This window comes from Nocardia vaccinii NBRC 15922 (assembly GCF_001613305.1).
Taxonomy (GTDB): domain Bacteria; phylum Actinomycetota; class Actinomycetes; order Mycobacteriales; family Mycobacteriaceae; genus Nocardia; species Nocardia vaccinii.
In genome coordinates this window covers 64371-76649 of record NZ_BDCC01000058.1, presented here as the reverse complement: position 1 = coordinate 76649, position 12279 = coordinate 64371, and the positions used below count along the sequence as shown (strand labels likewise).

Genomic DNA, 12279 nt, shown 5'->3' with positions numbered 1-12279 from the left:
ACAGCGGTATCGCCCACGGGTCAGCCTCAGCGAGATGCTTTCTCGTACTGCGTATTCACCGCGCGCACGCCGCCACGGGCGCATCCGCCGCCGCGGAATTCCGTAGACTGCCCAGGTGACCGATCTCGCGGATTTCGCCCGGCTGATCGCCGGTGATCATGGGCTCAGCGTGGTGTCGACCGCCCGGGCGGACGGCACGATCCACTCCTCGCTCGTCAACGCGGGCGTGCTGAAACATCCACTGACCGGCGAGGACGTGGTCGGGATGGTGTTGCGCGGTGGCACCCGCAAGCTGACGAATCTGCGGGCGCGGCCCCGGATGACGGCCGTCGTGCGCGTCGGCTGGGAGTGGGCCGCGGCCGAGGGGCCGGTGTGGATCGCCGGACCCGACGATCCGGTCCCCGGCATCGACACCGAACGCCTGCGCCTGCTGCTGCGCGAGGTGTTCACCGCGGCCGGGGGCACCCACGAGGATTGGGACGAGTACGACCGGGTGATGGCCGAGGAACGCCGTGCGGTCGTCCTGCTCGTTCCGGATCGCGTCTACGCCAACGGCTGAGCGGCTGCCCGGCCGTCCCGCACGTTCAGCTCGGCTCGCCGTGTGGATCGGTGGCTTCCCAGGCGACCGGCAGCACCACGTCCACGGCGTCGCGCTGTGCCAGTAACAGCACCATCTCCATCGCCGCGTCGAATCGATCCGCGAAGTACGGCAGCGGACGCAGCGGCTTGTCCAGTCCGATGAAGAAATCGTCCCAGTGCACCAGCACGACCCGGCGCGCGCCGACCGCGCCGACAACCTCGTCCCAGTACCGTCGCACGAAGTCGCGCGATTGCCGGCCCAGGCCCCCGATGCCCAGGTAGACGACCTCGGCGCTGCGCCCGGTCAGCATCCCGGGGCGATGATTCGCGCTGGCGTGCAACAGGATTCGTCCGGTCGGATGCTCGATGAGCACCGAGTACGCGGTGCCGGTCTTCCACGCGCCGGTACGCGCCGGTGGAACCAGCGGGCGCGTCACGATGCCCGGATACCGATCGCCCGGGCTGTGTACCGAATCCAGGAATGTCAGCGTAAAGGCCCCGTAGTCGACCGTGTCCCCGTCACCCACCACTCGCAACGAGCTCTCGGCGAGTCCGAGCCCGCGCCCGATATTCGCGGTGGACTCCGATCCGACCAGCTCCGCCCCGGTCTGCAGACACCACAGCGGGGCATCGAGAGCATGGTCGTAATGCGAGTGCGCGCAGAACACCGCGTGCAGTGTCGTCACGTTCAGCCGCTCGATCGCGGCGCGGACCAGCCCCGCGTCCGGCGCGATCCGCCCCAGCCCGACCCGCACCAGTCCCGGACGCGTGACGAATCCGTCGCACAGCAGAGTGGTCGCGCCATCCGACAGCAGCAGTGAGCTCGTCCCGAGGAAGTGCGCCGTCAACCCGCCGGGCCGCACACCGGAACGCTGCTGGTAGGCGCGGTAGGGCGCGAGATCGGGACGACCGAACGGAGTTCTCACCCCGTCATCCTGCACCCGTGACCGTTCGATCGGGCGCAGGGGCCGCGGCGCCGGGAACGGGTCGAGGATCGCGCCGTCACCAGGCCCGCAGGTCGGGCGGCCGGTCGAAGCCGCCGTAACGCTCGTCGGCCGCGCGGAGATGCCGTTGCAGTGCGATTGCGCCATCGGGCATCCGCAGTGGCGGCGCCGGGTGGATGGGTAGGGTCGCGCCGCGGATCAGCGCCCCCACCGCATCGGACGGCTGGTTTGCGGGTGCATCGCCGGGGCGCCGGGCGCGATCCTGGACCGGAGGGCCGGGAAGTGTCTCGCCGATCAGCAACGCGAGGTCGGTGGTCGTCGAGTCCGGCGCAGGGCCGCCGTGCACGCCGACGTTGATCGAAACCTCGATCAGCTCCGCCATCAGCGCCGCGTCCGCGAGCCGGTGCACCCAGTCGAACAGCATGGCCTGCAGTGCGCTGTACAACGCGGCCGAGCCGACGCGCCCGGCCGCGTCCGACAACTGCACTCGCCGGGACTCCACGTACAGCATCGCCGGAAGCGCGAGGTCGAGAGCCGAACGCAAGGACCCGCCCGGCCGCATGCTGCCGGTCTCCGCCATCAGAATGTCGATGAGCGCCACTTCGACCAGCGCGCCCAGCTCCATGCTGATCTCGCGGGCGCGCGCCAGATGGGTCAGTGCGAGCTCGTGGTGGCCGCGGGCGCGGTGCGCGATGCCGATGTTCCGGTGGCAGGCCGCGGTGTTCGCTCGGTGCGCGGGGTCGGATTCGAACTGGCGCAGGGACGATTCGAGTAGGGCCAGCCCCTCGGCGGCATGTCCCTGCATGACGATCGCCACCCCCAGGTTCTGCCGGCACGCGGCGGCCCGATGTGGGAAACCGATTCGCTCCAGATCCGCGGCGGCGAGGCGGAAGGCCGCGGCGGCGTCGGCGAAGTTGGCCTGTTTCATGTGCACCCCGGCCAGATTCGCGCGCGCCTGAGCCAGGTCCACGGTCCGGCCGACCTCGGTGAACAGTGCGATCGAATGGTGGAACGCGTCGATCGCGCGGTCCAGGCGCCCGGTGTCCGCGTACAGCAGGCCGAGATGCTGTGCGGCAGAGGCCTGATGGGCGCGGGTTCCGAACGAGCTGTGCGCGGCGAGAGCCTCGGTGAGGGCTCGCTCCGACTCGTCGTAGCGGCCGAGCGCCAGCAGGCATTCCCCCTCGGTGGCCCGGCAGGCGGCCGCGAGTGGCCACGACCCGATGCGCTCGAATGCCAGGCGAGCCTGCGTGATTTGCGTTGTGGCCCGCTCGTATTCGCCGACGGAAAACAGTGCGGCGCCGACGTTCATCAGGCAGCCGGCGTGGAACTCGGGATCCTCGCCCTGCTCGGCGAGCGGCACGGTCGCCGTGGCCAGTTCGAGGGCCCTTGCGAATTCGCCTCGTTGCAGCGCAGTGGAACCGAGGTACTGTAGCGCCTGGGCGAAAAGCTGCCGCTCGTCGGCGGCTTCGAATACGGCGCAGCACTGCCGGAGAGCGAGTTCGGCTGCCTCGAAGTCGCCTCGCGACAGGGTCACAGTGGCCAATTCCATGTCACAGCGCGCGATCTGGATCGTGTCACCCGTCGCGACGTGGTACTGACGGGCCCGCTCGAAGGCCGCGCGCGCCTCGTCGTACCGGTCCAGATTCTGCGCCGTCGACCCCTGCACGACGGCCATCTCGGCGGCGATGCCGAGTTCGCCGGATTCGGCCAATTCGTCCGTCGCCAGACCGAATTCCTCTGTCGCCAAAGCAACTTGACCCGTCTTCAGCATCAACATCCCGATCCGCCGGTGGCAGTCACCCGCTCGCAGATGGTTGCCCACGGTGCGCAATCCGGTCGCCGCCGCGCCGAACGCCTCGATCGCCTCGTCGATGCGGCCCTCTTCGGTGAGTATCTCGGCCAGCGCCTCCCGGCAGTCGGCGATCGGCTCGGTCGACGCGCGACCCGTTGCATCCTCGGCCCGCCGGTACGATTCCACCGCGGCGGCATACAGCTCGCGCGCGGTGTGCGCGTCGTCATCCGCCATAGCGAAATCCCCGGCGGCGTGCACGCATTCCGCGGCATCCGAAAGGTTCTGGATGGCAATGAATTTCACACTCGCCTCGCGCATGGTCTGCCAGGCGGACCGGAACTCCGCCACGTCGGCCAGCGCCAGCGCCAGCGCACTCGTGCATTCGGCTTCGCGCTCCGGATCACCGAGGGCGCGATAACCCCGAATCGCCTGCCGCAGATACGGAATCGACTCTTCGGGCCGATCGAGGGCGTCGAGCGTATCGGCCGCGAGATGGGCGCAGTCGGTGAGCAATTCGGACTCGCTGCCGTCATCGAGCAGCCCGATCGCCTCGATGAACGCCTCCGACGCGGCGGCCGGATTCTCGGCCCCGAGGTGAGCCAGGCCGATCCAGCGCAGGCAGAGTGCGGCATTCTGATCGAGTCCGAGTGCGGCGCAGAGGGTCCGGGCCCGGTCGAACGATTCGATCGCCCGGGACGTTTCCTGCTGCTGGAGCAGGTCGAGCCCGGTCTCCAATAAAGCCTGCGCGACTTCGATGTCCGCATCGGCCATCGCGTGATCTCCGAATTGGGTTCCGTCGTGGATGTCGTACATGTGAATGATTTTCGGGCACACCCGGCGGTGCTAATTTTTGAATCGTCCCCACGGATTTTTCCGGTTGTCATGGGATTCAACGGAATTCACGGAGGCCGGAAAGTGTTCGGCCACTCCGAGACTGGAGTATTCGACATGCAGATTTTCCTTGTTGCGTTGGCTGTCGGTCTGATCGCGACGTTCGGCGTCGGTGCGGTCGGCGGGTTCGGGGCGGGATTCGTCGCGTTCCTGATCTGGATCGGTGCGGTGCTGGTGTTGGGGTGGGTGCTCAGCGCCGTGGCGACGCGGCAGGTGACCTTGGGGACGTCCGCGTCCGTCGGGCTCGTCATGGAGACGATCCTGGACGAATTCGGGACGTTCGGCTGGAAGCGCGTGGACGGGCGCGGTGCGCTGAATTTCAAACCACGCGGATTCGGCATGTCGGCGGCCACTCTGAAGAAGCCGGTGGTGTCCATCGATGTCGAGCGGGTCGACGACGGCATCACCCAGGTGGACATCTGGATGTCGCAGTGGTCGACCCAGGGCGGCATCGTAGGTTTCTGCGATCGGGTCGTCACCAAGGTCTGGTTGCTGCAACGGCGGGTGGTGCAGCTGGAGGCCGATATGCGAAGCGACGCACAGTGATTCGGCGATAGTGCCGAAATCCGGGCCGGGGAGAGCCTCGGCCCGGATTTTGTCGCTGTCACAGGCGTGCATCGCGGCGCAGGTCGGCGAACCAGCTCACTTCCTTGGCGGCGTTCAGTCCGGATCCGTTCAGGCGGGTCCGAACCCGGTCCAGATACCCGTCGACGACCGTGTCGTCCGAGGCGGCCATCAGCAGCGCGTGCCGGGTGATGTGGCCGCGCGCGGACGAATCCAGCGTTATCGCACGGATTTTCGCAATTTCGAGCGCTTGGCCGACCATGTCGTGCCAATTCGCGTCGATCATCCGGAATCCGGACCGCTGCTCGTTGTTGCCGAGCCCGGCGAGCAATTCACTGTCGTACAGCGCCTGGACCACATGCTCGGCGGACCAGTCCTCCACCAGCCGGCGCAGATCCGCCGGCGTCGACACCGCGTGGCCCGCGTAGACCAGGGGCGCCGAGGGCGCCAGCCGGGCGACGAAGTAGGTGACCAATTCGTCCGGGCCCCAATCGGTTCCGTGCGTCTTCAACGCCGAGTAGGTTTCGCTGGTCCGCACCTCCGTGGTGAGCCACTCGATCAACCGCAGGCGGCCCTTCCCGGCCAGGGCGCGGGCGGCCGCCTCGGGATGTGCCGCCATCGCCAGACCGAGTTCCTCGGCGTCGACGAATTCGCCGACTCCGGCGATCACGAAGGATTCGGCCGCACGCGGCCGGGCCGGCCCCGCGTCGGCCGGCGGGCGGTGTACCTCGGGTGACTTCCCGTCCAGCCAGGCGACGACCTCGTCGTGGCCCCAGCGCTCGCGGTGATCGCGGGTCAGCAGACCGGACAACAACAGTCGCCAACGGGCCTGCTGTTCGGACGAGAGCGGGGTGTCGTCGATCGCGGCCAACGAGACGTCGCCGTCGAACAGTGCGCGCCCGATGACCCGTTCGTCGATCGTGTCGCCGTCGGCGCGGACGAAGTAGTGCTGCCCGACCAGGACCCGGTACAAGACCATGCCCAGACTCCACCAGTCGGCGGCGGGCGTCTTGAACAGCACGAGTTCGGGTGCGCTGTAAGCGGCGGTGCCCAGGCCCAGGTTGGTCACCCGGGACCGGTCGCCCATTTCGGCCGCCAATCCGAAGTCGGCGAGTACCAGTTCGAGCGGTTCGGCCTTGCGGGCCAAAATATTTCCCGGCTTGATGTCGCCGTGCACCAGCGCGGGACCGCCCGCGCCGCCGTGCAGACCGTGAATCGCCCGCGCGAGTGTGGTGAGTATCGCGCGGGCCCGGGCGTCGGTGACCGGGCCGGGCTTCTCGACGAGCAGCTGCTCCAGGGAACCGAGGCGGCAGTACTCCATCACCTCGTAGTGCACGCCGTGATCGGCGTCGCGGGTGAAGACCTCGACGGTGAATTCGCGATCCAGATTCGCCCGGTATTCCGGTGCGTCGAAGTCGACGCTGTAGATCGGCGCGTCCCGATAGAGTTTGATCGCCGCCTGCTCGCCGGTATCGGTATCGCCGCACAACCACACCGACGCCTCGCCGCCACGCCCGAGCAGACGCTCGATGTGGAAGCGCGATTCCAGCCGGGGCGGAAGCCGTTCGGGGTGGTATTCCTGCTGCGGAGAGGCGGTTACGGTCTTGGCCGGACCGGTGCCCTCCACCCGGGTCGGCGGCGCGGCGGTGGCCGCGTCCGTCCGCGTTTCGGGCGCCGATCGCGGCGCGGGGGTCTCCCGCCGAGTGGGGTCTGCCATTGTATTCTCCTTCGTAACGCCTCTGGCGTATTCGCCAGGCGGACTGTCGTACTCACACCGCCGTGTCGCCGATCGCCTCCAGCCGGACCATCGTGACGTTGTCGCCGCCGCCACCGGCGAATGCGAGATCCCTGGCAGCGCTCAGGAATTCGGGTCCTGCGGTGACCGCGAGACGTTCGAGGTCGGTGGTGTCCGCGTAGTCGGACAGACCGTCGGTGCACAGCAGCAGTCCCGGAGCGGGCGGGATCGGGCAGTCGAAGTAGTCCGGTTCCGGGGCCATCCGGGCACCTCCGCCCAACGCCTGCCGTAGAACGTTCGAACCCGGACGGCGATGGTCGACGGTCAGTTGCGCCAGGTAGCGGCCCTCGACGCGGTAGCAGTGCGAATCGCCGACGTTGAACACGACCGCCCGGCCGTCGGGCACGATCACCACGCCGACGACGGTGCAACCCATGCGCGCCAGCCGCGGATCGGCCGCGCCGGCGTCGTCGATGATCTCCGATGCCCGCCGCAGTTGCCCGCCCAGCATCGCGACGATCTCGCCGGTCGCCGTCGCTGAGCCGAAAAGACCCGGTTCGGTGAGGGTTTCGCAGGCCAACCGGCTGGCCTCCCGGCCGCCCGCGTGACCGCCGAGGCCGTCGCACACGACGATGGTCGTCGGCTGCGTGATGTCGAACTCCACGGTGAGCGGCGCCGGGGTGGGGCCGGTGAAGGCCCATCCGCCCCAGCCGACGCAGTCCTCGTTGACAACCCGGCGCAGCCCGCGATGGGTGAGCGCCTCGACCCGGATCCGCATCAGGGCTCCCGGACGATGTCGATCGGTACGTCCGCGGCCAGGCGCAGGCTCTGTCCCGGCCGGACCTCGTATTCGGGCCCGCTGGCGATGCGGACGCCGTCGACGAAGGTTCCGTTGCGAGAATCGGTATCGATGACGAACAGCCGTTCGCCGTCGAAGCGGGCGATCGCATGACGCCGCGACACGTTGGTGTGCGCGCGAAAGGACGACTCGGCCGGATAATCGTCGTCGCGGCCGAGCAGTAGCTGAGCACCGGCCGTCAAGGTGTGGTGCGCGCCGTCCACGATGAGGTCGATGCGGGCCGGCTCGACCGCTTCGGTGAGTTCGGCCAGAGTCGTGCCACAGTCCGGACACTGTGCGAGTTGCGCACTGTCCCAGCAAATTCCGCACCCACAGGTGACGGGAGCGCGCATTACGTCAGCCATGATGTCCTCGTCAGGTCGATGCCGCGTTCGGCGAGATCGTGTTCGAGCCGGCGCAGGTCGCCGGGCAGCGGTATGCCGACCATCCAGACGGCCCGGTCGTCGACGTGCACCGCGAGATTGTGCCGCTGTTCCCGGTAGCCGTCCTCGAGCGTGGCTTCCGGGTACCGGTCGCGGCCCAGGTCGGTGAAGGTCCGCACGATCTGGTTGTCCGAGCCGCGCAGCGCGCAGTCGGTGGCCCGCGCCGCCACGAACGGTTCGCTCACCAGTACGTCGATCGAGTCGGCGAGCCAGCCGAACTCCCGGTCCAGATGCTCGCCCGAACGGCCCGAATACATCAGTAGGTCGACCGGGCGGCCGTAGCCGATGCGCCAATCATCCAGTCCCGCAAGCAGTTCGCGAAGAGCGCCGGGCTGGTCGGTGGGTTCGCCCCCGGACAGGGTGATGCCGTCCACGGTGGCCGCGGGCAGCGCGTGTACCCATGCCAGGACGTCCTCGACGCTGCTGCGGCGGGCCGGATCGAACGGCCAGGTGTCCCGGGAGACGCAGCCGCGGCAGTACACGGTGCAGCCCTGGAACCAGATTCCGGCGCGACATCCGAAGCCGAGGTTGTGAATCGGAAAGTGCAAGCGGGACAGCAGAAGCGAGGTCATCCCAGCACCGCCGTCCAACCCTCGGGGGATTCGGTGAGGTCGGTGACCGCGGCCGATCGCGTGCCGTCCGGGAGTGCGAACAGCGCCCGGGCGAGCGGATTCACCAGCAGCGACTCCACTACGCTGGAAACTCCCCGGGCTCCGAAATCCAGTTTGGTGAGTGCCTTTTCGACGAGCTGGTCGTGCACCTTCTCGGCCACCGACACCTCGATCCCGGTCGTATCGCGGACCCGGTCGGTCACGTTGCCGATGAACCGTGGGATCAGCAGTCGCGCGGTGTCCTCGCCGATGAAGTCGAACACGACGATGTTGTCGCCGATGCGGTTGAGCAGTTCGGGGCGCCCGATCTCGCGGGTGAAGTGCTCGCCGACGGCCGCGCGGATGGTGAATTCGACCTGCCGATAGGCGATTCCGCGCGCGATCACCGGTGCGCGCTCGCCGCGCTCGTCGAGGCGATAGACGCCGAGGTTGGAGGTGAACACGATGAGGGTCTCGGTGAAGAACACCGTCGCGCCGGTTCCGTCGGTGAGCCGGCCGTCCTCGAGGATCTGTAGGAATTTGTCCAGGATGCGCGGATGGGCCTTCTCGATCTCGTCGAACAGGACCAGCTGGAACGGCTTCTGGCGGATCGCGTTGGTCAGTTCCCCGCCGGTGTCGAATCCGGTGTATCCGGGTGGTGCTCCGATGAGCCGGGCCTCGGCGTGCTCGGCGGAGAACTCGCTCATATCGAAGCGGACGAACGCGTCCTCGCGGCCGAAGACGAGCTCGGCGATGGACTTGGCCAGTTCGGTCTTGCCGACGCCGGTCGGTCCCGCGAAGAACAGCACGCCCTGCGGGCGGGTCGCGCTGCCCGTGGTCTGGGCGCCGGTCAGGCCCATGGCGGACCGGATCAGGATATCGACCGCCTTGCGGACCGCGGCGGGTTGTCCGAGGACCTTGCCGCCCAGCAGCTCCGGTGCATTCTCGATGCGTTCGCGAAGATCCGGTGCCTGCCAAGGGTTTCCGGGCACCCCGACGCGGAACGTCCGCACGGCCTCCTCGATGGAGTGCGCACCGATCCGCCGATCGATGGCCAGCCGGTTGATCTCCCGGATCGAGCGCAGGGAGAGTCCGGCCGTGCGGGCAGCGTAACGCAGCACCACCTGGCCGAACGCCTCGCTGCCCCGTTCGGGCGCGTCGAGCAGGGAGGGGACCAGCGTCGTGGTCAAGGTGATGCGCTGGGACATCTCCGGCTCGGGAATGGATACCACCCGAGCGGTTTCGCCGCCGATGAACCAGTGCGGCAGATCGTTTCCGCGATCGAGCAGCCAGATCACCGTGTTGTACAACAGGGCCCGGTGCGGGCCGGGCACCCGCACGCGCGGCGCGGTGATCATCGACTTCTCGGCGGTCACCAGGAGCCGGTGCATCGCCGGATCGGCGAACTCGCCCTGCGGGGTCAGCCGGGACGCACCGTCGATGATCAGGCAGACCGGCCGCGTGGAATGGGTCACCGCCCGCAGCAGTTCCGGCAACCAGCCCAGCAGCGGTATGCCCCCGTCCTGTGGCCGCGCCGCGCGGATGAGGGCCGACGCGACGTTGTCGCCGTCGAGGGCGGGACGTGCGCCGTCGACCGTATCGGCCACGACGACGGAAGTGTGTCCGGCGGCGGCCAGTACCGCCAGTAGTGCGTCGACCACTGATACGATGCGCGGCAGGGTATCTCGTACCGGTGGCGTGTCCTCTGCCGAGTATCTGTTGTGCGGCAACGAATTTCGTGCCAATGTCGATGCGCTGCCGCCGGACGCGGTGTGTGGCGCCGCTTCCGATGCGGGCGCGGCGTCCTGCACCGGGGGAAGCAGAACGATATCCCGGAGATCGCCGGTGACCAGCAGTTGCGGGTGGGCCGCAAGGGCGACATCGATCTCCCGGAGCCATTCCGGGAACCGGTCGATCCGCTCGGCCGTCGTCACGACGTGCTCCGATCGATGGTCCGGGGTGTGGCCGAGCGCTTGGCCCGTGCGGCCGGTGTGGTGAGCCGGACTACTGGGGGCGTCACGGTGCCCGGCGGGAGCCGGCGCACCCGGCCGGGTTCGATTCCGTGCCGCCGGAGCTCATCCAGCAACGGATCCACTGTCGCGCACAGTGCCGCGTCCGCGTCCCGGTCGGCGTTCGGGTCGGTCTCCGGGCCGGTGCGCACCGTGTGCAGGTCGATCTCGTCGTCGGTGATCCGGGCCCGTATTGCGTGCGCGCCGGAACGATCGGGGCGCAATACGATCGAATCGGCGGTAGCAAGTTCGACGGGTGCGACGTGATACCCCAGTCCGGTCAGCGCGTCGGTGACCGCAGACAGGACGAAACGCCGGTCGCGTTCGGCCCGTGCGGCGATCGTGAGACGCTCGAGTCCGGTGCGTGCGTGCTCGATCACCAGGGCTGCCTCACCGCCCTCGCCGAGTATCGAGTCCGCGTGCCGAAGCAGCGTCATCACCTGCTCGTTGTCATCCAGATCAGCTGCCTCGCAACGCAATTGCTCCACGGCAATGCGCTGCTCGAACCGCCGCGCGGAGAGCGTGTTGGCCGCACGCACCCGCGCGTCGAGATCGCCGAGCAGCAGCCGTGCCCTGGCCGGTTCGGCCTGCAGTACCGCCGACGCGGCGGCAGTGAGTTCCGGTGAATCCTCGGTCAGGGAGGCGAGGATCCGGGACACCCGGGACCGAATTTCGAGTGCGGGGGCGTGAGTGCGGTCGGCCGGGTTCGCGGTGGCAGCCTCGCGTCGGGCCAGATCGTCCAGCAGGCCGGACAGGTCGTGCTCGATGCGGCGCGAGCGCTGCTGAGCCAACCGGTCCTCGAGCCGTGCCTCGGCGGCGCGGATCTGCCCTTCCAGGGCTTCGCACGCGGCCTCGAGCGCGTCGACATCCGCGCCCGCCGCGTTGTCCGGTGTCGCGACCAACAGATCTGGAGCATCGAATGCGTTGCAACGCAAAGCATGTGCGCGTAACCGGCCGATCAGGCGGCGTCGGCGTCGCCGCGCGTCCTCGAGCCGTTGTTCTGCCGTGCGGACGCGATATCCGATGGCCGTCGGCCCGCTCATTCTGCCGCCCCCAGGTTCTCCGCCGCGGCGAGGGTGCGCCGGTAGAGGCCGTACACACAGTGGGCGAGGACTGCGAGCAGTGGTGCCCAGCACCAGCTCATCGCCGACCCGGACCCGGAGAACGCCTGCACGACCAGGATGAGTGTGCCGATCGCGAAGCCGCCGATCGCAGGCCCGGAGATGACCTCCTTGCCGTTCGGGTACGGCAGTAACAGCGCAATGATGGTCAGCGCCGCCACCATGCCGATGAGCAGTTCTGCGCTCATCAAATACAGCGTGCCCGGACCGCTGCCCGCCGTGTCGCCGGTGTCGCCGTTCAGGAAGATCACGCGACTGACATTGTCGTCGGCGGCCGACAGGAACGATCCGACGATCGGGATCAACAGCCAGATCGGTGCGCCGGCCATCAGCAGGCCGAGTGACTGTCGCCGGATCCGGCGCAGGCGGTCGCGACGTTCCCGCCGTCGGCGCAGCACGAGCTGATTGGCGGCCTCCCGCCGTTGTTCGCGCTCCTCGGCTCGCCGGGCCTCGGTTTCGGCGCGCACCCGCACCGCGTCTTGTTGTGCCTGCGTTGCGGTCGCGTCGACCAGCAATGCCAGTGCCATGTCATGGCTCGATCGCATCATCGCTTCCCCACCGTGCTCGTCCAGGTCAGCCCACGATGGCATGGCGAATCCGGCGTGTCTGTCGTCCGAACACTCGACATCCGGTGTGCTGCCCGCGATCCGAGTGATCCGGCCCGGCGAGGCGGCCGCGCACCTGTCGGCTGTTCGAATGAACTTCGGGGCGAAGGGATTCCGCGCACCGGGGTAGGCGGGTGAGAATGCGCGAGACAGTAGTTGCGGCCGAGA

At 68.5% G+C, this 12279-nt stretch carries 11 protein-coding genes; 2 read left to right on the top strand and 9 right to left on the bottom strand.

All coding sequences use genetic code 11. The features are described from left to right. Positions 1-115 precede the first annotated feature (115 nt). Positions 116-559, top strand: a complete 444-nt coding sequence (locus NV1_RS30600) for a pyridoxamine 5'-phosphate oxidase family protein (RefSeq protein ID WP_067899267.1) — start codon at positions 116-118, stop codon at positions 557-559. 25 nt (positions 560-584) lie between these two features. Here the strand turns inward: NV1_RS30600 and NV1_RS30595 are convergent, their stop codons facing one another. Both NV1_RS30595 and NV1_RS30590 read right to left on the bottom strand, forming a co-directional pair. Continuing rightward, the gene (locus tag NV1_RS30595; protein WP_067899410.1) at positions 585-1505 is read right to left on the bottom strand and encodes an MBL fold metallo-hydrolase; all 921 of its coding nucleotides are present in this window, start codon (positions 1503-1505) and stop codon (positions 585-587) included. 76 nt (positions 1506-1581) lie between these two features. After that, positions 1582-4128, bottom strand: coding sequence for a tetratricopeptide repeat protein (locus tag NV1_RS30590; RefSeq protein ID WP_067899264.1), 2547 nt, complete (start codon positions 4126-4128; stop codon positions 1582-1584). Between the two features lie 135 nt (positions 4129-4263). On the opposite strand from NV1_RS30590, the gene NV1_RS30585 reads away from it, so the two are divergent. Continuing rightward, positions 4264-4752 carry a hypothetical protein gene (locus NV1_RS30585; protein ID WP_157117467.1) on the top strand — a complete coding sequence of 163 codons (489 nt, stop codon included), beginning with the start codon at positions 4264-4266 and terminating at the stop codon, positions 4750-4752. 58 nt (positions 4753-4810) lie between these two features. Here NV1_RS30585 and NV1_RS30580 read toward each other — a convergent pair whose 3' ends face one another. The 7 genes from NV1_RS30580 to NV1_RS30550 are packed head-to-tail and all read right to left on the bottom strand — an operon-like array spanning position 4811 to position 12096. Further along, positions 4811-6487: a serine/threonine-protein kinase gene (locus NV1_RS30580; protein WP_067899261.1), complete on the bottom strand. Its 1677-nt coding sequence runs from the start codon at positions 6485-6487 to the stop codon at positions 4811-4813. A gap of 52 nt (positions 6488-6539) precedes the next feature. Beyond that, positions 6540-7283, bottom strand: coding sequence for a PP2C family protein-serine/threonine phosphatase (locus NV1_RS30575; protein ID WP_067899258.1), 744 nt, complete (start codon positions 7281-7283; stop codon positions 6540-6542). Beyond that, on the bottom strand, positions 7283-7708 hold the full coding sequence (locus NV1_RS30570) for an FHA domain-containing protein (RefSeq protein ID WP_084525994.1): 426 nt from the start codon (positions 7706-7708) through the stop codon (positions 7283-7285). Before NV1_RS30570 ends, NV1_RS30575 begins: the two co-directional genes overlap by 1 nt. After that, positions 7696-8358, bottom strand: a complete 663-nt coding sequence (locus NV1_RS30565; RefSeq protein ID WP_067899253.1) for a 4Fe-4S cluster-binding domain-containing protein — start codon at positions 8356-8358, stop codon at positions 7696-7698. Before NV1_RS30565 ends, NV1_RS30570 begins: the two co-directional genes overlap by 13 nt. Beyond that, positions 8355-10310, bottom strand: coding sequence for an AAA family ATPase (locus tag NV1_RS30560; RefSeq protein ID WP_067899251.1), 1956 nt, complete (start codon positions 10308-10310; stop codon positions 8355-8357). The genes NV1_RS30565 and NV1_RS30560 overlap by 4 nt, the downstream gene beginning before the upstream one ends. After that, positions 10307-11428 carry a hypothetical protein gene (locus NV1_RS30555; protein WP_067899250.1) on the bottom strand — a complete coding sequence of 374 codons (1122 nt, stop codon included), beginning with the start codon at positions 11426-11428 and terminating at the stop codon, positions 10307-10309. Before NV1_RS30555 ends, NV1_RS30560 begins: the two co-directional genes overlap by 4 nt. After that, a complete protein-coding gene (locus NV1_RS30550; protein WP_067899247.1) occupies positions 11425-12096 on the bottom strand; it encodes a hypothetical protein in 672 nt (223 codons plus the stop codon). Before NV1_RS30550 ends, NV1_RS30555 begins: the two co-directional genes overlap by 4 nt. Positions 12097-12279: the final 183 nt, after the last annotated feature.